Genomic DNA, 383 nt, shown 5'->3' with positions numbered 1-383 from the left:
ATGCGATCGCGTCCTCGCCGGTATCGGCGATCACGTGGAACTCGTGCGAGAAGTTGCCGCCGATCGAGCCGCTGTCGGCCGCGACCGCACGGAATTCGAGGCCGAGGCGCGTGAAGATGCGCACGTACGCGTCGTACATCTTGCGGTACGACTCGTTAAGGCCGGCCGCGTCCTTGTCGAACGAATACGCGTCCTTCATGAGGAATTCGCGGCCGCGCATCACGCCGAAGCGCGGGCGGATCTCGTCGCGGAACTTCGTCTGGATCTGATAGAAGTTCACCGGCATCTGCCGGTAGCTCTTGATCTGGTTGCGCGCGATATCGGTGATCACTTCCTCGTGCGTCGGCCCGATCACGAAGTCGTTGTCCTTGCGATCCTTGAAG

The 383-nt window shown here is 61.6% G+C and carries 1 protein-coding gene; it reads right to left on the bottom strand.

The window, feature by feature from the left end; translation table 11 throughout:
- Positions 1-383 (bottom strand): aminoacyl--tRNA ligase-related protein (locus SB816_RS30115; protein ID WP_410548006.1); only part of this gene is annotated, 383 nt, incomplete at both ends.

Source organism: Achromobacter sp. SIMBA_011, from assembly GCF_046535435.1.
Taxonomy (GTDB): domain Bacteria; phylum Pseudomonadota; class Gammaproteobacteria; order Burkholderiales; family Burkholderiaceae_B; genus Achromobacter; species Achromobacter dolens.
This window is presented reverse-complemented; position numbering and strand designations above follow the sequence as displayed.